This window comes from Kaistia terrae (genome assembly GCF_026344005.1).
In the GTDB taxonomy this organism is placed as follows: domain Bacteria; phylum Pseudomonadota; class Alphaproteobacteria; order Rhizobiales; family Kaistiaceae; genus Kaistia; species Kaistia terrae.
Genome location: NZ_JAPKNH010000004.1, coordinates 1 through 24,312 on the forward strand (window position 1 = coordinate 1; position 24,312 = coordinate 24,312).

Below are 24,312 nucleotides of genomic sequence, written 5' to 3' on the forward strand. Positions count from 1 at the left end.
GGTGATGCGAGCTGGTAGACGACCGTCGCAGGCAAATCGGAAATGATTTCCGTTTTGGTTTCGAACGCCTCGGCGGCCAGCATGTAGTTTCGAGCCGTGCGATCCGTCCACCCGAACTCCGCCTCCAGCCAGGCGGTGAACCTGCCGTGCCCCAATACTTGTTTGGCGGCCAGCAGACAAACGCCTGTGCTGATCATTCGCTGGATAGTGGACTTCCGCCACAAGCGGATCTGAGCTGCGGCACCCTGTAGGCGTTCAGCGTCTTCGGGTGCGATATCCGCATAGTCGAAAGAGGCCACCACGGTGTGCCCCCCACTATCGGGCTGCAGGATGGTGTTGTTGCAGGCGTCGGTCATGCTGCGTCTCCATCTGGTCGAATGTCGAGAGTGGGGTGGCCGGCAAGGGCGCGCTGAACGCATTCGGTAAACGACTGGATCTCACGGTCGATTTCGGAGGCGGGCACGCCGGCTGATGCCATCTGTCGGGTCATGTCCGTGATGGTCTTGGTCCAGTAGACCTCTGCGCCCTTGCCGGATCGACCGGACAGTACATCGACCACACGGCGGATCTTGCCGAGGCGGCGCTCAGTCGGGAATGCGATGACGCGGGCAGTTGGTGGCGCCCAACGAAAAAGTGGAAGGTCGTTAGCTTCGCGCATGGCGTGCCTCGCACCAATATCTATATAGGATTTCGGAATCCCGAAATATTAGAACCCTTGATTTCTGCGGCTTTTGCGGCGTCCACATGGTCAGGATGCCTCCAATATTTCGGAGTTCCGAAGCGGCAAAATTTCGGAATCCCGAAGCGGCGTTTTCTTTTTGCGACCGACCTTGCCTCGCCCAGCGGCGGCCTTTTTTCGATCTACCTCAGACCACTGCTTGCACTGGTACGGGGTACAGCGCCGCCACTCGCCAGTTGGCGCGGCGCCCTCATAATCGCCGAGATAGGTGATGGTGAAGACGTTGGCGTGAGGCGTTCCGATACCGGCGCGTCCGCGATCAATCTTGATTAGGCCTTTGTACTCAAGCTCGTCGATGGCATCGGCGACGTATTCCCCGGTCACGCCGTAGTCTGAAAATTGGCCGTGGGTTACCACCAGCCGTCCGTTCTTCAGCCCGGCATGCATCGTGTGTTCTATCACCAAGCGGAATAGCGCCTTGGTCGCATTCCCGCTTAATGAGCGGAACGCAACCGATTCCATTATCTCGATGGTCAGCCAGGCCCAATTTCGGCTGCTATCTGCACCCTTGTCGAAACCGTCACTCTTGCGCGGCGGGCTGGTGTGCTTCCGCACCATGTTGAACGTCTTGCCGCCGGAAGTGCGGCTTCTATCGCGGGCGCTGAAGATGGCCGTGCTCATGCGCGCGCCCGGATCTCGGTCGAGTCCATGACCGTCCAGTTGGTCCAGAGGCCGGCAATGCGCACCGCATCGTCATGCGACCGGCCCTCCCAGAGGCGGGTCTGATCGGCGGCCGTAACCATACTGACGAAGTAGTGAGTATTGCCCAGGCTCGGATCGGTGGAGGGGCCGGCGATGGTGCCGGCCTCAATAAGGATGTGTCGCGGCGCGGGCTCGGCCTGGGGGAAGGCGACGACGTTGCTCATGCCGCCTCCTCCATGCTCAGGACTTCGACAGCCGACCTTAGAATGTAGCGGCCATGGAGGCCGCTAAAGGCCCCAGCGTGCGCCTCGTCAACCGTCACGATGTCGAGGCCGGCTTGCCTGGCCTTAAAGACGTAATGGCTCACCCTTGGCGCCGGGCTCTCAATGCTGGTTGTGCCGCGTGGCCCGGCCTTAATCAGCCGGTCGACCATCCATGCAACGCGACCTTTCAGGGTCAGGATGCGGCCGTCTTGGCCGCCGACGCGGATCTCAAGTTTGGTGACATTGCTCATGACAGCACCTCACACATGGCGAGGCCGGCGCTGATGGCCGTGACCGTCGCGATTGATTCCGACAGCCCGAAACGCTTCTGCAAGCGACGGCTGGCTTGATGGAGGGGAGACGAAGGGATAGCTTCGGTGCCGATCAGCTCCGCAAGATGATCGACTTTCGAAGGGCCGTGCGCTGTGCAACCAGCCGCGGCTTTTCGCGTTTCAGGGCTCGGGAATGGCGCCGGCCCTCGCTTGGGCGGTGTGTATATTCGGACGACTATTGTCATGACTGAACCTCTGCGGCTTTGCGCCAGAGGACGGTCGAGGCTATGCTGAACAAGCGAAACTGATAGCCTACGGCCCCGTCCAGAAATGGCGGGGCTTTTTTTAGGCGGCGTACCGGCGGGCCTTGGCGGCCTCAATCACGCCGACGATTTCAGAGCGCGGCCACCGGGACAGCGAACCGATTTTGACCGGCTTCGGCACGGTGCCGTCAGCGACACGGCGCCAGAAGGTCGGAACGCTCATCTGGAGGACCGCAGCGCCTTCGCGAACGGTCAGAAGAGGGTCGGTGAGTTGCATTGTTTCGCCTCGTGTTCGTTTGATACGAGGCAATTAAATGTCCGGGTTTTCAGGCCAAAGCAAAAGAAAGCGGGCCGGATATAGGCAGTTTCGGGCCGGAAATGGATCTACCTAAGCGGCCAATTTCCGGCACACTTAGCGCCAATTTCCGGCACCTATATCCGGCACTATTCAGCGGCTATTCCCGGCACAATATCCGGCACGCCGTCAGCATCCGTCGCCTTGGCGGATTTGAAGGGCTTCATGTAGTCTTGGAACGTCGAGCGTGACACCGTCTGCCCCCATACCGCAAACGCGAGGGCTGAAGCCTCGCTGACCAAGGCTGCTTCCTTCTCCCCGGCCAGAAGACGGTCGCCATAAAGGCGTTGGCACATGCGTTCTATTTCGCCATCAGCTTTCTTCTTCTTGCCTGGTCCGGGGCGAACGGCGGCCAGAGGCCAGGCCGCGCCATTGGCGCCATGGTCAGGAGTGCTAATTGCGACCAGTGGGTTCAGGTGCTCAATATGCATCCTGCTTGAATCCATGACTGCGACCGGCTGTGGAAAGAGGCGGAGCAAAACATCCGCGGGAAAGACGACATCCCACCAAAAACGGCCATTCGCTGCTTGGTAATGGGCGTCGGGGGCTATGCCGCTCAAAGACCAATCGCTTGCAGGTACAGCTTCAAGGACGGCCATAGGGACTAGCGGGCCAACCAAGTCCGCCTTGGGCATTGCGGCGCGCCAAGGGTTTACGACTTCCTGTTGCCATTCACCCTGCTGGCGCTCCGCCAGCTGCCGCATCTCGGTTTGGGATAGTTCGCGCCAGCCAAACGCCTGAATTGCCCCCTCGGCTAACGCCTGAAAGAGCTTAACCCAAGCACGGTCGATATGGTGCTGGAAGAGCCCGTGCACGCTGTCGATAAACGGCGTCAGTTCAAGGCGCTTCTCCAAGCTATTTAGATAATGGTCCCGGCTGCGGGCATCCGCCGGGTCGAACCTCGCCGTTGCCGAGATAGTGAGCGGGTAGACCGATCCACTGTCATCCACCCCCTTTTCGCTCCGCAGTCGAGTGATTTCATTGGTCAGCAGGCGAGGGCGAATATACCCGTGGTTGCTTAGAATCTCGTCATATCGCTCCCAGTCCGTGGAATCTTCCTGGAGGCCAGCCGCTACGGCCTCGAAGCCCCAAAAGCCGTGGAATCGATACTCCTGTGCGAAAACGGGATCCTTCCAATTGAAAGATAGGGTCCCAGTTTTCCAGCCGTCGTCCGCGTCATCGGGGTATTCGTCGGTTATGAGGTAGCTGCCTTCTGGGAACCGCCCGAAGCCTGCCCATAGGATGGCTTCCCAGATGTAGCAGTAGCGGGGGACCTCAAGCGGTTGGAAATATGTCGGTGTGTCGATCATGACGATTGGCCCCTCAAAAGAGCGACGACTTGGCCGCTGTTGCCCGTGACGTGATTAGCCCAGCGCTCTAAAAGGATGCGCCGCTGCTCCAAGAAATCGGTCCGCCGATACGCTCGTTCGACGGTGCCGCCGACTGTGTGCCCAAGCATCGTCTCGGCCACATCGTGCGGCGCGTCGGTCGTCTCGGCGAGCCAGTCGCGCAAGCTGGAACGAAAGCCGTGGGGACGAGCCTCCATCCCCTCGCGCTCCATGTGGCGCGCCATGGTGGCGTCTGAAATCACGCCTTTCCGAGCGCTCGGGAACAGGTAGCCGCCGCGCGCGTGGCGCTGCGCTTGCTCGATCACCGCCAGAGCTTCCCCGGAAAGCGGGATGCGGAAATCCGGCGTAGCATCCTTACGCCCCTTCATGGCCTCGCCGGGGATTGTCCAAATATCGCCGTCCAGTTGCTCTTGTCGAAGGAACCGCAGCGGCCCGGATCGAATGCCGGTGAGGATGAGCAGGCGCAAAGCAAGGTGCGTCACGCTGCCGGCGTCGAGGCTGGCATAGAAGGCTGGCACGTCGATCCAGGGCAGCGCGGGAATGTTCTGCGACTTGTGGCGCGTCCTTCCGAGAAGGGCGCGGGCCTTGTCTGTGGCTTGCAGATCTACCGTCAGACCCAGCGCCGCGGCATGCTTCAGGCAGAGCCCCAGGCGGTTCATTGCCTTCCGTGCCGTGTCCGCCTTGGTGTGCCAAATGGGCGCCAGGGTGTCGCGGATGTCCTTCTGGTCGATTTCCGCGACAGGGATATTCCCGAGCTTTGGCAGCACGTGAAGCTCAAGCGGTGTGAACCATCGGCCTGCCTTGCCGTCGCCTTTCAACTCCGCCTTGCGGCTTTCGAAGGCATCTAGGGCGATGTCCTTTAAAAGATGAATGCTACTAGCGGCTTCGCGGGACTGCCGGTCGCGCTCTTTAATGGGGTCTTTGTTCGCCCTGGCCACCGTCCGCGCGGCGTCAGCGGCATGGCGGGCGGCCTTGAGCGAGACATCGCTAACGGAGCCCAGCCCCATCTCCCGCCGACGACCGTGGATCGTGAAGCGGAGAAACCATTGCCCGCCACCGTCTGGGCGCTTGAAGAGCCACAAGCCCCCGCCATCCGAATATTTGCCCGGAGCGGCAGTCCGAACAGAAATAGCCGTCAGCTTGTTCAATCCGCGAGCCATTTCTGACCACCCCCCGATCCACCCAACGCTCTGCGCTGCGGCGATATTCAGTGATAGGCAATGATTCCGAACGAAGCAAGAACATCGAGCGGAGCCGCTGGGATTGATTTAGCCTGATAGGCGGTGAATTGCCGATATATTACAATACGTTGCCGCGTCTGGGCACCACCCTTTTTCCTTATTATTTCAAAGACTTAAGTGGTGCTGCATCCCCTCGGGGGACAAGCGGCATGTCACGTTCATGTTGCACTGAGGATTGTTGGCTTTATCTGTCCGTAGAGCCTTGAGGGAAGTTTCGTCACGCCCGGCGCTGTACTTGTTTCAGTCTTCCTAAGAGGAATTAACAATATAGTCGCCCCGTTATAGGGGGTGCTCTTTCGTCGCTTCAGCTGTCATTCGAATGTCCGCCTTGCCGCAGGGTGCGGAGCCAGCCTTGGACATCGCAACGTCGACTGTCGCTCAACAGGCCGCGTTCCTGCGATAGGGCATCGATCAGCCCAACGGGAGATCCGACGACAGCTCCATGGCGGGAAATGTGGCCTCGCCCTGACGGACGTTGTCCTGTCCTCGGACAGTGGGCATCGAGCAGGGGCTCGTTGGGAAATTCATCGCATTGCCGGATGCGGGCAATCCTTCCCAAGCGGGTGCCGAGCAATCAAAGCTTGACACTGGGCGAGGGTACCTTTAGTGAAGAAGGCGATATTTGCTTGACGAGCTTTGATTGCCGCGCGATTAGCTCCGCGCCTGAACGAACCTCCCTTTCAAAAATCACAGTCATTCTCCGTGGCATCTTCGTGCTGCGGTCGCTCAATACGTAAGAAGGGGTTCATCATGACCACCGGCACAGTAAAATGGTTCAATTCCACCAAGGGCTTCGGCTTCATTCAGCCTGACAACGGCGGCGACGACGCCTTCGTTCACATCTCGGCTGTCGAGCGCGCTGGCATGCGCGAAATCGTCGAAGGCCAGAAGGTCGAGTACGAACTCGAGCGCGACAACAAGTCGGGCAAGATGTCTGCTTGCAACCTGCGCGCAGTCTAATTTGGTATCTGCTTTCCTTTGACCACGGATGTACTGGCACTGTTGAGAGCATGAGACCAATGAAGGTCAGGCAATTTGCCTGGCCTTTTTTATTGCCGCTCGCCTGGAGCGTTTTCAAGCGAAGCGGGTACCGGTTCGCGTGAAGAAAACGCGATTCAACAAAGAGCCAGAGCCGTTCAGCGTTTCCATGAAACGAGGAACCGGTCTGGACGAGCCGCGCAGCCCGGAACCACCATGACCGAATCGCATAGCAAATCTCGCCAGACGGCAGATATTGCCTTTGGCAAAGCCAAGTCGCAGTTCGATGCGCGCGAACGTGTGTTCGCCGAGATCGACTCGATGGTGGGGGCCCGCGAAGAAAAGACCCTTCGGCTGCGGGAAGCCCGACTGGCGAAGGAATTGCAGGATCAACTGGCAGCGTCTGCCAGTTCCGTTGCAAAAAAGAATAAGAAGTCCTGACCGTTCGTCAGGATGAAACCTAAGCTGGAACAGACATTTGAGAAGCTTCAAGGATAACGAGTTCACCGGTCGTCGCAGCACTGCGGCCGACTCCAAGGCAGCCCAGCTGCAGGCCTATCGGGCCGCGCAGGAAGCTGCTGCCCCGATGCTGGCCGCGCGGCAGGCAGAACGACAGGCGATCGTCGAGGCCCGCGAGGAACGTCGTGCCGAGCGTGAGCGTCTGAAGGCCGAAGAGCAGGCACGTCTCCTTGCCGAAGCTGCCGAGCGCGAAGCCGCCCTCGAGGCTGCGGCTCGCGCCGAAGCCGAAGCCCGTGAGGCAGCGCAGAAGAGCCGCGTCTCCCGCGTGATCGAAGACGAAGCCGCACGCAAGGCCGAACGCGACCGGCGCTACGCCGAGCGCAAGGCCCGCAAGGCCTGACAAAGCCCAGAGGCATTGCCGGCCATGGCTGGCAGAGCCTGAGGGTTGGCAGCGCCGCGCGTCTGCATGAAAAAAGCTCCGTGGGGGATCCCCCATGGAGATCGATGCGATCCCGATCCAGCGGGCGCCATTGGGGTGCGTCACCGTTTCATGGAAACGGCGCGATACGCCAACGCCTTGTTTCGTCGCGCTGTCTTCGCGCAAGCCGCGATGCATTTCGCTCGAAAGCGCGCCAGGTTGCGCGTCTCCCGATCCTGCTTGTTTCGTGTCGGGGAGGGGACGCCGCCCCGCCTGCGACCGTCAAACCTGCGGAAACGCCAATGCCGATGACATGCTGGAGCGTGCCTGTTTTGGCCTCTCCTTGTTCGCGCCGCGCTTGATGCCGGGCGAGTACCTGGTGGCATTGGCCGCAGGCTATTTCGTCATCCTCAACGTCGCCTGCTTCCTGGCTTTCGCCTGGGACAAGCGCTGTGCCCAACGCGGCATGCAACGCGTGCCCGAGCGAACCTTGCTGGGCCTCGCCGGCTTCGGGGGATCGTTCGGCGCGCTCGCCGGCCAGCGCTATCTCCGCCACAAGACGCGCAAGCAGCCCTTCCGCACCCGACTTCGGATGATCATCGGGCTACAGGCCGTCGTTCTGGTCGGAGCCTGCCTTCTCTTCCTGCCTGGATAACTTCAGACCGCCAGCGGAGTCGCGCGGGCGGCCTGCGTTCGCAAGAGGTCGAGGAGGTCGGCGGTGCGGCTCAGCCGGCAGCTAGCCGTCTATTGGAAGCTGCCTGCAGGCGGGTCATTTCCTTGGCATAGGTTGCATCGGCCGCTGCCTGCGTGATCTGGCCGCTATCGACCCGCTGGGCGAGTGCCAGGCGCAATCCCTGCTGTTGGCGCAGCATTTCTGGATCGGGGAAATCGCGTGCGAACCGGTTTTCAGCATTGTTCAGGCATTGCGCCCGGCTGGTGCGAGTCGGATTTGCGCTTCTCTCATAGGCCGCCTGGCACGCGTTGTAGGCTCGATTGAGTCCCGCGCTTGGCCCTGGGGCTGGGCCGGCCGCGCCGGAAGGGGCCATAGATGTCTGCGTGGTTGAGCAGCCCGCGAGTATTCCAAGCAACGCCACGATTGCAATGCGCATGTCATGAACCTCCCGTTTCGCGCAGCATCGCTCTGTTTTGGCCGTGAGTCGAGGCTTGTTGACGTAACGTAATTTTGATCGCTTTCAACGTCGGGGTGTAGTGGTCTTTAGGGGTGTGACAATTCCTGCGGTTGTGGATCCAGACTTCTGCTTCCTCAAATCCGATCTGTGTCGGATACTGTCCTTGCAGCGTTGTGTTGAAATGCGAGGTACGGATCGATGCGTCACTCTTGGCCCAAAGCGGCGTTTGTCGCCTTCGCGGCGGTGCTGGCCACGGATCAACTCGCGGCAACGCTGGGTTCGGGCTCCTGGCTGGTTCCCCAGGTTGAGGCACAGAGCACGCTCAAGAGCCTGATCGACCGTCTTCGTGGCAACCCGCTTCCCAAAGGCATCGCCCAGTCAAACGGCCGGATCGAGGGCCAGGAGATTGAAGTCGCCAGCAAATATCCGGGTCGCCTTGTCGCCGTCGACGCGCATGAGGGCGATACGGTCGAGGCCGGACAGGTCCTCGCCCGCCTCGACGATCGCGAGTACCGGGCTCAATTGCTGGGCGCCCAGGCGCAGGTCCTGCGAGCCGAAAGCGCGCTGAGCGAGGTTGATGCGCAGATTTCGCAGCGCGACAGCGACCGCGCCCTGGCGCAATCGAGCTTCGATCGCATCGACGCGTTGTTCAAGAAGGGTCATGCGACCGGGCAGATGCGCGACGAGGCGCTGAACAAGTTGAACGTCGCGACGGCCGCCTATCAGGCGACGCTGGCCGCGCGGGCGCAGGCCGAGGCGGCGATCAAGGCGGCGGAGGCCGATGTCTCGCGTCTCAACGCGATCCTTGAGGATATGGTGCTGGTCGCGCCGCGACGGGGGCGCGTCCAGTACGAGCTCGCGCGCAATGGCGAGGTCGTCGGCGCCGGCACGCGGGTGCTGACGCTGCTCGATCTCAGCGATATCTCGATGTCGATCTATCTGCCGGCGAAGGATGTCGCCGGCATCGCCATCGGCGATGAAGCGCGGATCATTCTCGATCCGATCCCCAACTACGTGATCCCCGCGACGGTCACCTTTGTTTCCGGCGAGGCGCAATTCACGCCGAAGACCGTCGAGACCAAGGAAGAGCGCGACAAGCTGATGTTCCGCGTCAAGATCCAGATCCCGCGCGATCTGGTGAAGCGGTTCGAAAAGCAGGTCAAGGTTGGCGTGCGCGGGGCAGGGTTCGTGCGCACCTCGGCCGATGCCGAATGGCCGGATAGCCTCAAGGTCAATGTCCCGCAATGAACGAGGCAGTCGCCCGGTTGCAGGGTGTCAGCCATCGCTATGGCAAGCGGCTGGCCGTCGATGATCTAACCCTCGCCATCCCCTCCGGCTGCATGGCCGGGCTGATCGGGCCCGACGGCGTCGGCAAGTCGACGGTTCTCGGCTTGATGGCGGGCGTTCGCAAGCTGCAGGCGGGCTCGGTCGAGGCGCTGGGCGGCAACATGGCCGAAAGGCGGGTTCGCGACGCGGTGTCGCCGCGCATCGCCTACATGCCGCAGGGGCTTGGCCGAAATCTCTATCCAACCCTGACCGTCTTCGAAAACCTCGACTTCTTCGGCCGCCTGTTCGGCCAGGGGGCTGCCGAGCGCAAGGCGCGGATCGACGATCTGCTCAAGGCTACCGGGCTCGACCCGTTCCCGGATCGTCCAGCCGGCAAGCTTTCCGGCGGCATGAAGCAGAAGCTCAGCCTTTGCTGCGCGCTGATCCATGATCCCGATTTTCTCATTCTCGACGAGCCGACGACCGGCGTCGATCCGCTGTCGCGCCAGCAATTCTGGGACCTGATCGACTCGATCCGCGCCCGCCGGCCGCAGATGAGCGTCATCGTCGCCACCGCTTATATGGAGGAGGCCGAGCGCTTCGATTGGCTGGCGGCGATGGATGACGGCAAGGTGATTGCCGAGGGCTCGCCGAGCGAAGTCCGCGCCAAGGCCGGCAAGGACACGCTGGAAGAGGCCTTCATCGCCCTGCTGCCGGAGGAAAAGCGTCGCGGCTATGAGAGCGTCGTGGTGCCGCCGCGCGTCGTCGCGCCGGACGAAACGCCGGCCATCGAGGCGGAAGGCCTCACCTGTCGGTTCGGCGATTTCACCGCCGTCGACAATGTTTCTTTCCGCATCTCCAAGGGCGAGATCTTCGGCTTCCTCGGCTCGAACGGCTGCGGCAAGTCGACGACGATGAAGATGCTGACCGGACTGATCACGCCGACCGAGGGCTGGACCAAGCTGTTCGGCCAATCGCTTTCCGGCAACGAGATGGAGATCCGCCAGCACGTCGGCTACATGTCGCAGGCCTTCTCGCTCTATACCGAGCTGACGGTTCGCCAGAACCTCGATCTGCATGCGCATCTCTTCCACATCCGGAAGGATGAGATCGATGCCCGCATCGAGGAGATGCTGACCAGCTACGACCTGGCCGACGTGGCGGACGTGCTGCCGGACGGCCTGCCGCTCGGCATGAAGCAGCGGCTGCAACTCGCCGTCGCCGTCATCCATCGCCCCTCGATCCTCATCCTCGACGAGCCGACCTCCGGCGTTGATCCGGTGGCGCGGGATTCGTTCTGGCGGACGCTGGTATCGCTCGCCCGCGATCGCGGCGTGACGATCTTCATCTCAACCCACTTCATGAACGAGGCGGCGCGCTGCGACCGCATCTCGCTGATGCATGCCGGCAAGGTCTTCGCTGTCGGCACGCCGCAGGAACTGGCCGAACAGCGCGGCAAGGCTTCGCTCGAGGAGGCCTTCGTCTCCTATCTGAAGGAGGCGTCCGGCATTCCCGAGGACGCGCCAGAACTGCCCGCCGAGACCCCGCTGCCAACACCGTCGCCGCAGTTCGCGAGCCATGCCCGGCCGCGCCGCTTCGACCCCGGCCGTCTCTGGGCCTATGCGCGGCGCGAGACGATGGAACTGCTGCGTGACAGGATCCGTCTCTGGTTCGCCCTGCTCGGACCGGTGATCCTGATGATCACCTTCGGCTATGGCATTTCGTTCGACGTCGAGAATTTGAGCTTTGCCGCGTTTGATCAGGACAAGACCCCGCAAAGCCGCGCGCTCCTGGAAAACTTCTCCGCATCCCGCTATTTCAGCGAGCGACCCGACATCGGCTCCAGCGCCGAGCTGCAGAGCCGGATGAAGAGCGGCGAGGTCAACATCGCGATCGAGGTCCCTTCGGGCTTTGGCCGCGATCTAGTGTCGGACAAGCAGCCCGAAATCGCGGTGACGGTCGACGGCAGCATGCCGTTCCGGGCCGAGACGGCGAAGGGCTATGTGACGGGGCTGGCTGTCGGCTATGCCTCCGAATTCGCGCGCGAGAACGCCACGACGGCGCTTTCCACGGTGTCGATCGAACCCCGCTATCGCTACAATCAGGCCTTCAAGAGCGTCAACGCCATGGTGCCGAGCGTCATCATGCTGATGCTGGTGCTGATTCCGGCGATCATGTCGGCGATCGGCATCGTGCGTGAGAAAGAGACAGGCTCGATCGCCAATTTCTATTCGACGCCGATCAGCAAGAGCGAATTCCTGCTCGGCAAGCAGTTGCCCTATATCGGCGTTTCCCTGGTCAGCGCGGCCGTGCTGTTCCTGCTGGCGCTGTTCCTGTTCCGGTTGCCGCTGAAGGGGTCGTTTTCCCTCTTCGCCGTGGCGACGTTGATCTACCTGATCGCCACGACCGGTTTCGGGCAGCTGGTGTCGAGCTTCACCAAGTCGCAGGTCGCCGCCGTCGTCGCGACGGCGATCATCTCGATTGTGCCGGCTGTCAATTTCTCCGGCCTGGTCATTCCGGTCTCCTCGCTGACCGGTTCCGGCCGTGCGCTCGGGCTCGCCTTCCCGCCGGCCTGGTACCAGCCGATAAGCGTCGGCGCCTTCACCAAGGGCCTGGGCTGGGCCGACCTCTGGCCCAATGTGCTCATGCTGTCGGGCTTTTGCCTGATCTTCTTTGCGCTGTCGCTTGTCCTGCTGAAGAAACAGGACGCCTGACCATGTCCAACATCCTTCGCTGGTGCTCCAACCTCTTCTACCTCTTCATCAAGGAGCTTCGGAGCATCAAGGCCGACCCGATCATGCTGGTGCTGGTCGTCTACGCCTTCACCCTGGCGATCTACACGGTCTCGACCGGCGCCTCGACCGAGCTGAAAAACCTCGCCGTCGCGGTTGTTGACGAGGACAATTCGAAATTGTCTCGGCAGATCATCGGCGCGATCCAGCCGCCACTGTTCCAGGAGCCCGTGGCGCTCAACGTATCGGAGGTCGACGCGGCGCTGGATAAGGGGCGCTTCGTCTTCGTCCTCGACTTCCCGCCGAATTTCGAGCGCGACATCCTCGCCAATCGCGATGCGGAACTGCAGCTCGAGATCGACGCCACGGCGATTGTCTTCGCCGGCAATGGCTCGGTAGCGCTGCAGAACATCATCGCCAACGAGATTGCTGAATTCCGCTATGGCGGCGGCCTGACGACCGCCACACCCGTGAAGCTCGTGATGCGCAGCGCCTTCAATCCGAACCTCAACTCGGTCTGGTTCGGCGCGATGATGCAGGTGATGAACAACATCACCATGCTGACGCTGATCCTGTCCGGCGCGGCGCTGATCCGCGAGCGCGAGCGCGGCACGGTCGAGCATCTGCTGGTCATGCCCGTGGTCGCCAGCCAGATCGTGCTGGCCAAAGTACTGGCCAACGCGCTGGTGATCGTCATCGCCGCCACGCTTTCGCTGCTTGTCGTCGTGCATTGGCTGCTCAGCGTGCCGATCCAGGGCTCGATACCGCTCTTCCTGCTCGGAACCATCATCTACACGCTGTCGATCGCCTCGATGGGCATCCTGCTCGCGACATTCTCGACGTCGATGGCGCAGTTCGGTCTGCTGGCGATCCCGGTGCTGATCGTGCTGAACCTGCTCTCGGGCGGCATGACGCCGATGGAGAGCATGCCGGTCTGGCTGCAATATGCGATGAAGACGCTGACGACGACGCCGCATTTCGTGTCGTTCACCCAGGCGGTGCTGTTCCGCGGCGGTGGTTTCCCGCTGGTCTGGCAGTATCTGCTGATCTTCGTCGGCTTCGGGGCGGTCTATTTCGCCCTGTCGCTGATGCGTTTCCGCAGCGCTGTGCTGAAGGGGTAGCGCCGGCCACGTGCCCGTGGCCGGTCGCGGCAGGCGCTAGGGCAGGGCGGCGACGGCCGTGATCTCGATGATGTAATCGGGATCGGCGAGCGGAATGCCGCCCGTGGCGCGGGCGGGGGTGTTGTTCGGATCGACCCAGGCGTCCCAGACACTATTCATGGCGGCGAAGTCCGCGATGTCGCCGAGCCAGATCGTCACCGAAAGCAGGTGCGACTTGTCCGTGCCGCTGAGCGCCAGCACGCGGTCCAGTTCCGCCAGCGCGCCGCGGGTCTGCGTCAGGATATCGGCCCCGGCCGGTCCGACCTGTCCGGCGACATGCACGACGCCGTCATGCGTCGCCGCCTCGCACCAGCGCGCTGCCGGCTCCAGTCTCGTGATCTCCATGGCATTCTCCTTCGGTTGGCCTTGCCGATTGGCGACACTGCGAACTGTCCTGTTAATCGCTGCGGCCCTCGCGCGCCATCTGGCATGGACAGCATGAGGCTCTGGCAGCCCGCGATCCCCGGCGATGATGCGCGCGCGCAGCAGGTCTGAAAAATCATGCCTCCATATGCCGTTAGGTCACATTACGTTTCGGTAACCGTATAATTGTATATCGTCCACGCGTGCCCTTCGGCGCGGATGGCGGGGGGCTGGAAATCATGCGGGTTCGCACACGGGCGACCAAGGTTTTGTCGTGTCTTGGTCGGTGGCCGAATCCCCTGCCGGGAGCCATGGACCTTCGCCCCATCGCGGCAGCTTCCGGGCTCACCCTGTTTCTCGTCGTCATGGCGCTTGCTGGTTCGGGCAGTTCGGCCCAAGCGGCCTGCGTCGGCCCGACAGGCGGTATCGAGACCTGCACCGGCAACGCCAACAGCGGTTCGGCGGTTTTCGGCGCCCCCAACGTCAGCCAGCTCGACGTCAACAACCTCACCTCCAACCTGTCGCAGATCTCGCTCGGCGGCACCGGCAGCACGCCGTCATCGACGCCCGATCAGCCCAATTACACCTGCACCGGTTCGACCGACTGCACGATCACGGCCTTCGTTCCGGCGAGTGGCGATACCCCTGCTAAGCAGTCCACCTGCTCGGTCAACGAAGATGCGGCATCGGGCACGACCTGCACCCCACCGCCGGCAAACGCGCCGGGCGGCCCGACCGGCAATGCCGGTCCCGATGTCACCATCAATTACAGCCAGCCCAGCGCGGATGCGAATCAGCCCGGTAGCGGCGCCGTCGTCGCATCGGGTGACGACAACGCCGGCATTGTCGGCTTCTCGAATGGCAGCCGTGGCGGCAATGGTAGCAATGGCTATGTGTTCTCGAATGGCGGCGATGGCCATGATGGCGCCGATGGCGGCATTGCCATCGTCAATGTCGATGGCGCGGTCAAGACGACCGGCGCTCACGCTGCGGGTATCATCGCGACCAGCAATGCCGGCAATGGCGGCAATGGCGGCGGCGCCTATGGCATCTCCGGGAGCGCAGGCGATGGCGGTCTTGGCGGCAGCGGCGGATCGGCGACGGTCAATTTCACCGGAGGCAGCGTCGTCACGACGGGTGACTATTCGGCCGGTATCGCTGCGGTAAGCCAGGGCGGCGGCGGCGGCGGTGGCGGCGGCGGTGGCGGCCTCGTCTTCAACCCAGGCGGTGGCAGTGCTGCCGGCAGCGGCGGCAACGCCACCGTTGTCACGGCGGCCGGCACCTCGATCACAACCTCGGGCATCTATTCGCACGGTATCACCGCGCAATCGATCGGCGGCGGCGGCGGCAGCAGCGCCGGGGGCTTCGGCCTGTTCTCTTCCAGCGGCGGCGACGGCGGCAATGGCGGCAATGGCGGCGTCGTGTCGGTCATCAACGCGGGATCGATCACCACCAACAACAACAATTCGCAAGGCATTCTCGCCCAGTCGATCGGCGGCGGCGGCGGCGATGGCGGCTCCAATTTCGGACTGTTTGCCTCCGGCGGCGGCGGCAGCCTCGGCGGCTATGGCTACGCCACCGGTCTGGCGAATGAAATCGCGGTCGGCGTGACCAATTCGGGCGCCATCGTCACCAAGGGCGAATCCTCGAACGGCATCCTGGCCCAGTCGATTGGCGGCGGCGGCGGCAATGGCGGGTCGAGCGGCGGTCTTGTCTCGCTGGGCGGCACCGGCAGTTCGACGACCGATGGTGGCATTGTCCAGGTCACCAATACGGCGACGGGCACCATCAAGACGAACGGCCTGGCCTCCGCGGGCATTTTCGCGCAGTCGATCGGCGGCGGCGGCGGCAATGGCGGCGTCAGCTATGGCCTGTTCTCGGCCGGTGGCGCCGGCGGCGCCGGCGGCAAGGGCGGCCTCGTTACGGTGATCAACGCCGGCGACATCGAGACGGGCATCAACGGCCTGGATTCGATCAATTCGGCCGGCATTTTCGCGCAGTCGATCGGTGGCGGCGGCGGCAATGGTGGCGGTGCCTTCTCAGGCGGCGTCGGATTCAGCGTTGCTCTCGGTGGCAAGGGTGCCGGCGGCGGTGATGCTGGCGCGGTGGAAGTTCTGCGCGATGCGCAGAACACTCGTTACTCGATCATCACGCATGGCGCGCAATCCGACGCCGTGTTCGCGCAATCGGTCGGTGGCGGCGGCGGCAATGGCGGCTTCGCGGTATCGGGCACGATCGGCGCTCTGGCGCTTTCGATGGGTGGCGATGGCGCAAAGGGTGGCAAGGGCGGGACTGTCACGGTCGAGACGGCCGGGTCCTTGACGACCTCTGGCGACGGATCGCGCGGTATCTTCGCGCAATCGGTCGGCGGTGGCGGCGGCAATGGCGGCGCAGCCATCGCGGTTGCCGTGGATGCAGGCGCTGGCTTCGCGGCGGCGATCGGCATCGGCGGCACAGGCGGCGCGGGTGGCGATGCCTCCGCGGTTGATGTCTCGAGCCTCAGCGACATCAAGACCACGGGCGACAATGCCCAGGGCATCTTCGCTCAATCGATTGGCGGCGGCGGCGGCAATGGCGGCTATTCGGCCGGCGGCGCGCTGGGCGGCATCGGCATCGCGGTCAATATCGGCGGCAGCGGTGCAAGCGGCGGCCTTGGCGGCGCGGTTGACGTCGACAGCTCCGGTTCGATCTGGACGAAGGGCAAGAATTCCACCGGCATCCTGGCGCAGTCGATCGGCGGCGGCGGCGGCAATGGCGGCTTCGCGGTGAGCGTGGCGCTCGGCGCTGGCGCGGCCAGCGTCGCGCTGGGCGGCTCGGGAGGCGCCGGCAGTTCGGCCGGCGACGTCACGGTCGATGCCGATGGTGCGGCTCATTTCCTGCAAGGGAAGGGCCGCAGCGACTGGAACCTTATCACTGAGGGCAGCAATGCCGTCGGCATTCTGGCGCAATCGATCGGCGGCGGCGGCGGCAATGGCGGATTCGCGGGAAGCCTTTCAGCCGGCGCTTTGGTCGGCGTTGGTGTCAGCCTCGGCGGCACGGCAGGCGGCGGCGGCGATGCCGGCACGGTCAAGGTCAACAACGGCAAGAAGATCGACTCGGTCATCACGCAGAACAACATCCTGACGCTTGAGGACGGCTCGACGGGCATTCTCGCCCAGTCGGTCGGCGGCGGCGGCGGCAATGGCGGTTTCGCGGTGGCTTTGAGCGGTTCCGGCTCCTTCGGCGCCGCAGGTGGTGCGGCCGCGGTCTCGCTCGGTGGCGGCGGCGGCGCGGGTGGCGTCGGCAAGGATGTTGATGTCATCAGCTACGGCAACATCGCCACCTATGGAAAGCAGTCTGCCGGCATCCTGGCGCAGTCGGTCGGCGGCGGTGGCGGCAATGGCGGTTTCTCCGTCGCGGGCACCTTCACGACCGGCGCGCTCGGCGCGTCCGTCGCCATTGGCGGCAGCGGCGGCTCGGGCCAGAATGGCGGAGCGGTCACCGTCAGTTCGACGGGCAACATCGATACGCATGGGGACCAGTCAGCGGCCATCCTTGCCCAGTCGGTAGGCGGCGGCGGCGGCAATGGCGGTTTTGCCGGCGCGGGTGCGATCACGCTTCAGGGCGCTGCCGTCGGACTCGGCCTGGGCGGTTCGGGTACGGGCGGCGGCAATGGCGAGGCGGTCAAGGTCGGGTCGACAGGCAATGTGACGACGTCGGGCAACCAGTCTGTCGGCATCCTGGCGCAGTCGGTCGGCGGCGGCGGCGGCAATGGCGGCTCGACCGTCGCGTTGGCGGTTGGCCAGCAAGCCGGAGTGAGCGTGGCGCTGGGCGGCGGCGGTGGCTCGGGCGGCACGGGTGGCGCTGTAACCGTCACCTCCAAGGGCGACATCGCCACCGGGGCGGCTTTCAATCCGGAAACCATGCAGACGGTCAGCGGCACGGGTTCCTCCGGCATTCTGGCGCAATCCATCGGCGGCGGCGGCGGCAATGGCGGCTTCGCTCTGTCGGTCAGCGGCGGCAAGTCCCTCGGCGTCAGCGTTGCGCTTGGCGGCAGCGGCGCGGGCGGCGGCAAGGCTGGGGTCGTCAAGGTCACGAGCGAAGGCGACGTGTCGACGGCGTTCGACAATTCCTCGGCGATCTTCGCGCAATCGGTCGGTGGCGGCGGCGGCAATGGCGGCTTCTCCGGCGTGCTTGCGATCGCGGTTGATGGTGGCGCGGTTGGCGTCAGCCTCGGCGGCTCGGGCGGTCAGGGCGGCAATGGCGACGAGGTCACTGTCGGCAGCACCGGCGATATCGTCACGCTCGGCGCGGGGTCAAACGGCATCTTCGCGCAGTCGCTTGGCGGCGGCGGCGGCAATGGCGGCTTTTCGGTCGCGGCCAGTGGCGCCGGCAAGGGCGTCAGCGCTTCCGTCTCGATCGGCGGTGGCGGCGGCGCGGGCGGCATCTCCGGCCTCGTCAAGGTCGATCATGCCGGCACGATCGCCACGGCAGGCAATCTCGCCAATGGCATCCTCGCGCAGTCGATCGCCGGTGGTGGCGGCAATGGCGGCTTCTCCGTCGCGGGCAATCTGACGATCGACGGCGCCGGTGGCGCCAGTGTCAGCGTCGGCGGCTCCGGCGGAACCGGCCAGAACGCCGGCGCGGTCATCGTCAACAGCAATGTCGGGAAGACGCTTTCCGGCAATGCCGCCACAATCCACACCGAAGGCGGCGACGCCAATGGCATCTTCGCCCAGTCGGTCGGCGGTGGCGGCGGCAATGGCGGCTTCTCCGGTGCCGTTTCCGTCTCGGGCCCGGATGCGAAGGCGGCGGTTGCCGTTTCGGTCGGCGGCTTTGGCGACGGCGGCGGCAACGGCTCGACGGTCGACGTCACCACGGTCGACAACATCCTGACCGAAGGCGACGGCGCCAACGGCATCCTGGCGCAATCGGTCGGCGGTGGCGGCGGCAATGGCGGCTTCTCGTTTGCCGCAGCCGTCAACGGCTCGCTCGGCAAGGACACCAAGGCGGCGATCTCCGCCTCGCTCGGCGGCCTCGGCGGCGCGGCCGGCGACGGTGACGCCGTGACGGTCGATTCAACCGGCATCATCCAGACCAAGGGCAAGAAGGCCTATGGCATCCTGGCGCAATCGGTCGGTGGCGGTGGCGGCAATGGTGGCCTGAGCGTCACGGCAAGCCTGAGCGGCGGTGAAAACGGCAACCAGATCAGCGCTTCGGTCGGCGGTTTCGGCGGCGGCGGCGGCGCTGGCGGCGACGTCACGGTGACGCATGACGGTTCGATCCTGACCGAAGACGACCAGTCGGTCGGCATCTTCGCGCAGTCGGTCGGCGGCGGCGGCGGCAATGGCGGCCTGTCGATTGCCGGCTCGATCGCCGGCAAGGACGCCAAAAGCCTGTCGGCCTCGGTCGGTGGTTTCGGCGGCGAGGGTAGCTATGGCGGCATCGTCAAGGTCGACAACACCGGTGCCATCACGACCACTGGCGTCGAGGCGCATGCGATCCAGGCGCAGTCGATCGGTGGCGGCGGCGGCAATGGCGGCATGGCGATCGCGGCAAGCATCGGCGCTCTCGCCGACGGCACCAACGTCAACGCCAGCGTCTCTGTCGGCGGTTTTGGCGGCGATGGCGGAGCCGCCGGCGACGTGACGGTCAAGAATGACGGGCTGCTGTCGACCAAGAAAGACGGCGCTTTCGGCATCTTCGCGCAGTCGATCGGCGGCGGTGGCGGTTCGGGCGGCAACGCGATCAGCGGCGCGCTCGGCCTCGGCGGCAACACGCCCGGCACGCAGGTCAACATCACCGTCGCGGTCGGCGGCACCGGCGGCAGCGGCAATGTCGGCGGTGACGTCAAGATCACCCAGGATGGCGGCATCATAACGGAAGGGATCGGCGCAGCAGGAATCTTCGCGCAGTCGATCGGCGGCGGCGGCGGCACGGGCGGTCGGTCGAATTCGATCTCCCTGCAGCTTGGGCCCTCGTGCAAGCCGCCCGTGGACTGCGATGCGACGAAGAATTCGCCGAACTGGAACCTTCAGGCGACGGTTGGCGGCGCAGCCGGTGACGGCAATATCGCTGGAATCGTCGATGTCGCCAATCTCGACTTCATCCTGACGCAGGGCGAAAAATCGGCCGGCATCGTTGCCCAGTCGATCGGCGGCGGCGGCGGCACCGGCGGCGACGCCTATGTCGGGCTTGGCGGGTTGGTTTCGATTCCCCTGCTGCCCGTGGATCCGCTCACCTTCCTGAAGCCGTTCAGCACCGGCAGCTTCAAGCGCTCCGCTGCGATCGCCATCGGCGGTTCGGGCGGCACGGGCGGCAATGGCGGCGCGGTGATCGTCACGAACACCGGCAAGATCGTCACGGAGGGTCAGACCTCCGATGGTATTCATGCGCAGTCGATCGGCGCCGGTGGTGGCGATGGCGGCGATGGCAATGCGGGCATGCTGGGCACGATTGCCCTCGGCGGCAGCGGTGGCGCGAGCGGCAATGGCGGCGCGGTAACCGTCACCAATGGCGCAATCGATGGATCGCAGGCGCAACTGGCGCTGATCGAAACCTTCGGCGGCGTGGTTCTGGATGAGGACGGCGAAGTCGTCGACAGCAATGCGGAAACCGGTCGCTCGGCCGGTATCTTCGCGCAGTCGGTCGGCGGTGGTGGCGGTACCGGCGGTGGCGCGGGTGCGTTGCTGGCGGTGGGCGGCACCGGTGAAGCGGCCGGCAGCGGCGGCACGGTCACCATCGACAATTATGGTGGCATCCTCACCCATGCGGACGATTCCGTCGGCATCTTTGCCCAGTCGATCGGCGGCGGCGGCGGCGCGGGCGGCTCGGTTGGCTTGACCCTTGTCGGCGTCGGCGGTTCCGGCGGCGCAAGCGGCGAGGGCGGCATAGTCGACGTCGGCAACGCGGCGATGATCGAGACGCATGGCGTCGATTCCCATGCCATTTTCGCCCAGTCGGTTGGCGGCGGGGGCGGCAGTGGCGGCGGCAAGAACGCCGGCAAATTCACCGACAAGATCCCGGCGCTTGTCCTGGTCGGCGGCGGTGGCGGCGCATCCGGCAGCGGCGGCAGCGTCACCGTGACGAACGCCAATAGCCTGCATACCACCGGCGACGGCGCCGATGGCATCAACGCCCAGTCGATCGGCGGCGGCGGCGGTTCGGCCGGCCGTACCTTCGGCCTGATCACGGTCGGCGGCGATACGGGAGCGACCGGCAATGGCGGTCACGTCACGGTCGACAACATCATCGCGACCCATATCGACCCGACCAAGACGACCAAAGGCACCATCCTGGTCGAAGGCTATGGCTCTAACGGCATCTTCGCTCAATCGGTCGGCGGTGGCGGCGGCAATGGCGGCGGCGGCCTGGTGGACGGCCTGAGTTCCGGTTCCATCGACGTTGGCGGTACGGGCAAGGGCGGCAATGGCGGCGCGGTCGATGTGACCAATGCCGGACAAATCACCACGGTGAGCGCAGCCTCGGTTGCGATTTTTGCCCAGTCGGTCGGCGGCGGCGGCGGCAATGGCGCCATGACCGGCGGCACCGCGCTGACCGGGAACGGCGCGTTCGACTTCAACATCGGTGGAGCCGGCGGCGTGAGCGGTCGTGGCGGCGACGTCACGGTCACCAACGAGTCGACTGGCGTGATCATCACCAAGGGTTATGGCTCGACCGGCATCATGGCGCAGTCCGTCGGCGGCGGCGGCGGCACGGGGGGCATCACCTATGTGACGAGCCCCGGCGGGACGCCGACGATCGCGTTGGCGGTCGGCGGTTCGGGTGGCGCGGGCGGCGACGGCGGCGTCGTCAAGGTCGTCAACGACGGCAGCATGTTGATCGAGGGAGACAATTCGGTCGCGATCTTCGCCCAGTCGGTCGGCGGCGGTGGCGGTCGCGGCGGTGCGGCGACGGCGGTTGCCCTCGGCGTACCGGCGATCCTCGGCGGCGATGGCGCTACCGGCGTGGGCGGCGATGTCGAGGTGACCAGCACCGGAAGCATCCAGCTGACGGGCAAGGGTTCTGTCGGCATCTTCGCGCAGTCGGTCGGCGGTGGCGGCGGTGTCGTCACGGCGGGTACGGACGGTATCGTCGAGGCAGCCCAAAACGCCGGCAACGGCAAGGGCGGCAAGGTCACGATAACAGGCAATGCCAGCATCTATATCGAGGATGCCAATTCTGTCGGCGTCTTCGCGCAGTCGATCGGCGGCGGCGGCGGTGTCGGCGGTTCCGACGGCAATTACCTCGGCCTCGATGGCTTCTCCGGCGCGAGTGCTCCGACCTTCGCCCTGTTCGCGGCACCTGCGGGCTTCATGGGCTCGGCGGGCGGCGCGGGCGCCGGCGATGACGTGACCATCACCCAGACCAAGAGCGTCGCTATCATTGGCGACGGCTCTTTCGGCATTCTCGCCCAGAGCGTTGGCGATGAGGGCGAAGGCAATGGCGACATCAACGTCACCATCGCCGACGTTCCGTTGAGCCCGGTTTTGGTTATCGGCGGCACCGGTTCCGGCGCCGGCGTTGGCTTCAGGGACGGCAAGACCAACAAGCTCACCAACTATGGCCTTGTCGCCTCGATCAACGGGATCGACGGCTATGCCATGCGTGCAACCGGCGGAGACGATACTTTCGACAATGCCGGCGCGGTCTATGGTTCTGTGGCTCTGGGGGCCGGTCAGAATGCCTTCAACAACCGCTTCGAGGCGGCTTACTTTATGGGTGAGACCGTCGATCTCGGGCTAACGGGCCAGTTCTCCAACGCCGGCTACATGTCGCCGGGCGATTGGAACCGCGTCTTGACCACCACCTTGACCGGCAATCTCGAACAGGCCGACACGGGCGCTTACCTGCTTGATCTCGATCTGGCCGGCACGACCGACAGGATCGACGTCAGCGGTAAGGCCGAAGTGAATGGTCTTGTCGCGGTCAATGTATTGAATCCGGGCGCGGCGCGTACCGGCAGCACCGACTATGTCATCATCCATACTGAAGGCGGTGTCACGGACGAGGGGCTCGCGCTCGACACCCTTCCTAGCGCTGTGGCGCAGTACAAGCTGCTCTATCCGCTCGATCCGAAGGATGTCGTCCTCAACGTCGACATCAACTATGCACGCGGCGGCCTGACGGAAAACCAGACGGCGGTCGGTTCGGCGATCAATGCGATCCAGACGGATCTGACCTCGCCGAACTTCACCCAGATCGCGGCGGCGCTGTTCTATGTGCCGACGCTCGAGGCGCTCGGCGCGGTCTATGACTCGATCTCGGGCGAAGGCGTCAGCGGCTTCCAGCAGCCTGAGTTCGACATGAACAGCAGCTTCATGGCGGCGATGACCAGCCAGGCGGACAGCTGGCGCATCGGCATCGGCACCGACCCGGCGAGCCAGACCTTCGCGCCCAAGCCGCTCGGCTATGCCCCCGAGCCGGGCAAGAATCCGGCCTTCGCCGCGCTGGAGACGGTCGAGGAGCGTCGCTGGAAGATCTGGGCGACGGTTGGCGGCAATTCCGGCAACGTCACCGGCGATCCGACCGTCGTCGGCAGCGCCGACCTGACCTACAAGGGCGGCAGCCTGGCGGCCGGCCTCGACTACCAGCTCGATCCCGACACGCTGATGGGCTTTGCGCTCGGTGGCGGCGCCGGTTCGTTCTCGGTGCCGGATCGCGAGACCAGCGGCAATATCGTCGGCGGGCATCTCGGCGCCTATGCCTCGAAGAAGTGGGGCCAGTTCTATGCCAATGGCGCGGTGTCGCTCGATATCTACAACAACAGCACCACCCGACAGGCGACCGTGCCCGGTACCGACGCACCCCTCAATCCCGTCCAGGGCTTCTCCGAGCGTTGGGAAGGCGACTTCCTGAGCGGCGGATTTGGCGCAAAGGTCGAGACCGGCTGGCGTCAGCCGGTGGCCGGCCTCGGCGCGGTCACGGGCTTTGCCGGCCTGCAGTTCGCGTCGCTCTCGATGCAGGGCTTTTCGGAGACCTCGCCGAATGGCGACGTGCTGGGCCTCGACTATGCGAGCCGCACCATCACCTCGCTGCCGTCTTCGCTCGGCGTTCAGGTGGACACCGTGCTTGACCTTGGCGACAACATGACGATCCAGCCCTGGGCGCGCGCGGCATGGCTGCATGAGTTCAACCCGGATCGTTCGGTCAATCCGACCTTCCTGTCCGCGCCGGGATATCCCTTCGTCGTGCAGGGCGCAGCGGCGGCCGAGGATGCGGTGGCGGTCAATGCCGGCTTCAAGATGAACTGGGGTCCGGACACGTCGTTCTTCGCCACTTTCGACGGCAAGTTTGCCGGCAACGTCCAGACCTATGGCGGTAACGCCGGCTTCCAGGTTCGCTGGTAGGTCTACCCGCTGCCCGCCGCGCCTGCTTGGCGCGGCTGGTTCGATTGATGATCTGCCAAGACGCCCGCCCCCGTTAAATTTCGCCGGGGCGGGCGTCTTGTTTTGCGGCCCCGCGCGGTTGGCCGACACCCGGCCCGCCTTCCCGAACGTTCCCTTGCGATCCCCCGCCAAAATCCTGTTGACAGGATTGCGGCTTGCTATCTGATATGAACGAAAGATCTCACCTGCGAAAACGATCTGAGGGAGGAACCGGCGTGGGTGACGTCGGCCGGCGGGACGGACGGTTGTCGCGAATGCGGCAGCGTGAATTGAGCGCGGGGAGCGGATGTCCGCCCCGGCCAAGAGGGAGGGAGA

18 protein-coding genes are annotated in these 24,312 nt (G+C 64.4%); 8 read left to right on the top strand and 10 right to left on the bottom strand.

Annotation, left to right across the window (positions count from 1 at the left end):
- From OSH12_RS12560 to OSH12_RS12595, 8 genes are all read right to left on the bottom strand, one after another.
- Positions 1-356: DUF3102 domain-containing protein (locus OSH12_RS12560; RefSeq protein WP_266343910.1), on the bottom strand; the 356-nt coding region annotated here is incomplete at its 3' end.
- Positions 353-658, bottom strand: coding sequence for a DUF6074 family protein (locus OSH12_RS12565; protein ID WP_266343911.1), 306 nt, complete (start codon positions 656-658; stop codon positions 353-355). The genes OSH12_RS12565 and OSH12_RS12560, both read right to left, overlap by 4 nt.
- 90 nt (positions 659-748) lie before the next feature.
- On the bottom strand, positions 749-1,360 hold the full coding sequence (locus OSH12_RS12570) for a hypothetical protein (RefSeq protein ID WP_266343912.1): 612 nt from the start codon (positions 1,358-1,360) through the stop codon (positions 749-751).
- Entirely contained in the window at positions 1,357-1,605 is a 249-nt protein-coding gene (locus tag OSH12_RS12575) for a hypothetical protein (protein ID WP_266343913.1), read from the bottom strand. Before OSH12_RS12575 ends, OSH12_RS12570 begins: the two co-directional genes overlap by 4 nt.
- Positions 1,602-1,895: a winged helix domain-containing protein gene (locus tag OSH12_RS12580; protein WP_266343914.1), complete on the bottom strand. Its 294-nt coding sequence runs from the start codon at positions 1,893-1,895 to the stop codon at positions 1,602-1,604. Before OSH12_RS12580 ends, OSH12_RS12575 begins: the two co-directional genes overlap by 4 nt.
- A 366-nt stretch (positions 1,896-2,261) precedes the next feature.
- Complete coding sequence (locus OSH12_RS12585; protein ID WP_266343915.1) at positions 2,262-2,456, bottom strand: helix-turn-helix transcriptional regulator; 195 nt, start codon at positions 2,454-2,456, stop codon at positions 2,262-2,264.
- A gap of 167 nt (positions 2,457-2,623) precedes the next feature.
- Positions 2,624-3,844 carry a hypothetical protein gene (locus OSH12_RS12590; RefSeq protein ID WP_266343916.1) on the bottom strand — a complete coding sequence of 407 codons (1,221 nt, stop codon included), beginning with the start codon at positions 3,842-3,844 and terminating at the stop codon, positions 2,624-2,626.
- The gene (locus OSH12_RS12595) at positions 3,841-5,043 is read right to left on the bottom strand and encodes a tyrosine-type recombinase/integrase (RefSeq protein ID WP_266343917.1); all 1,203 of its coding nucleotides are present in this window, start codon (positions 5,041-5,043) and stop codon (positions 3,841-3,843) included. The genes OSH12_RS12590 and OSH12_RS12595 overlap by 4 nt, the downstream gene beginning before the upstream one ends.
- 831 nt (positions 5,044-5,874) lie before the next feature.
- Here OSH12_RS12595 and OSH12_RS12600 point away from each other — a divergent pair.
- The 4 genes from OSH12_RS12600 to OSH12_RS12615 all read left to right on the top strand — a co-directional run bounded on the left by OSH12_RS12600 (position 5,875) and on the right by OSH12_RS12615 (position 7,634).
- The gene (locus OSH12_RS12600) at positions 5,875-6,084 is read left to right on the top strand and encodes a cold-shock protein (protein ID WP_266343918.1); all 210 of its coding nucleotides are present in this window, start codon (positions 5,875-5,877) and stop codon (positions 6,082-6,084) included.
- Positions 6,085-6,318: 234 nt separating this feature from the next.
- Positions 6,319-6,543 carry a hypothetical protein gene (locus tag OSH12_RS12605; RefSeq protein ID WP_266343919.1) on the top strand — a complete coding sequence of 75 codons (225 nt, stop codon included), beginning with the start codon at positions 6,319-6,321 and terminating at the stop codon, positions 6,541-6,543.
- Positions 6,544-6,580: 37 nt separating this feature from the next.
- Positions 6,581-6,961: a DUF6481 family protein gene (locus OSH12_RS12610; protein ID WP_266343920.1), complete on the top strand. Its 381-nt coding sequence runs from the start codon at positions 6,581-6,583 to the stop codon at positions 6,959-6,961.
- Between the two features lie 94 nt (positions 6,962-7,055).
- A complete protein-coding gene (locus tag OSH12_RS12615) occupies positions 7,056-7,634 on the top strand; it encodes a DUF1294 domain-containing protein (protein ID WP_266343921.1) in 579 nt (192 codons plus the stop codon).
- A gap of 70 nt (positions 7,635-7,704) precedes the next feature.
- On the opposite strand, the gene OSH12_RS12620 is transcribed toward OSH12_RS12615, so the two are convergent.
- Complete coding sequence (locus OSH12_RS12620; protein ID WP_266343922.1) at positions 7,705-8,088, bottom strand: hypothetical protein; 384 nt, start codon at positions 8,086-8,088, stop codon at positions 7,705-7,707.
- A gap of 219 nt (positions 8,089-8,307) precedes the next feature.
- Between OSH12_RS12620 and OSH12_RS12625 the strand changes: the two genes are divergently transcribed.
- The 3 genes from OSH12_RS12625 to OSH12_RS12635 are packed head-to-tail and all read left to right on the top strand — an operon-like array spanning position 8,308 to position 13,228.
- Positions 8,308-9,357 (top strand): HlyD family secretion protein, encoded by a 1,050-nt coding sequence (locus OSH12_RS12625; RefSeq protein ID WP_266343923.1) that lies wholly within the window; start codon positions 8,308-8,310, stop codon positions 9,355-9,357.
- Positions 9,354-12,089: a ribosome-associated ATPase/putative transporter RbbA gene (gene rbbA / locus OSH12_RS12630; RefSeq protein ID WP_266343924.1), complete on the top strand. Its 2,736-nt coding sequence runs from the start codon at positions 9,354-9,356 to the stop codon at positions 12,087-12,089. Before OSH12_RS12625 ends, rbbA begins: the two co-directional genes overlap by 4 nt.
- 2 nt (positions 12,090-12,091) lie before the next feature.
- Positions 12,092-13,228, top strand: a complete 1,137-nt coding sequence (locus tag OSH12_RS12635) for an ABC transporter permease (RefSeq protein WP_266343925.1) — start codon at positions 12,092-12,094, stop codon at positions 13,226-13,228.
- A gap of 36 nt (positions 13,229-13,264) precedes the next feature.
- On the opposite strand, the gene OSH12_RS12640 is transcribed toward OSH12_RS12635, so the two are convergent.
- Positions 13,265-13,612: a RidA family protein gene (locus OSH12_RS12640; RefSeq protein ID WP_266343926.1), complete on the bottom strand. Its 348-nt coding sequence runs from the start codon at positions 13,610-13,612 to the stop codon at positions 13,265-13,267.
- A gap of 329 nt (positions 13,613-13,941) precedes the next feature.
- Here OSH12_RS12640 and OSH12_RS12645 point away from each other — a divergent pair, with 329 nt between their 5' ends.
- Positions 13,942-23,958 carry a hypothetical protein gene (locus tag OSH12_RS12645; protein ID WP_266343927.1) on the top strand — a complete coding sequence of 3,339 codons (10,017 nt, stop codon included), beginning with the start codon at positions 13,942-13,944 and terminating at the stop codon, positions 23,956-23,958.
- The last annotated feature ends 354 nt before the right edge of the window (positions 23,959-24,312 follow it).